Below are 255 nucleotides of genomic sequence, written 5' to 3'. Positions count from 1 at the left end.
GGCCGGACCAGTAGGCGCGCGCCGCTTCCAGCAGGCTGAAGGTGCCGTTGATGTTGGTGTTGATGAATTCGCCCGGACCGAGGATGGAGCGGTCGACGTGGCTTTCAGCGGCGAAGTGCACCACCGCACGCGGCTTGTGCTGCTGGAACAGGGCCAGCACCTGCGCCTGGTCGCAGATGTCGCCGCGCACAAAGGTGTGGCGCGCGTCCTGCTTGAGCGAGGCCAGGTTGTTCAGATTGCCGGCATAGGTCAGCT

1 protein-coding gene is annotated in these 255 nt (G+C 65.1%); it reads right to left on the bottom strand.

Going from position 1 to position 255, the window contains the following annotated elements:
• Window positions 1–253, bottom strand: a 253-nt coding sequence (locus GM676_RS31450) for a GDP-mannose 4,6-dehydratase (RefSeq protein WP_229262943.1), incomplete at its 3' end; no start/stop codon positions are given.
• Window positions 254–255 lie beyond the last annotated feature (2 nt).

Origin of the sequence: Duganella radicis (assembly GCF_009720825.1) — a bacterium.
In the GTDB taxonomy this organism is placed as follows: Bacteria; Pseudomonadota; Gammaproteobacteria; order Burkholderiales; family Burkholderiaceae_D; genus Rugamonas; species Rugamonas radicis.
This window is presented reverse-complemented; position numbering and strand designations above follow the sequence as displayed.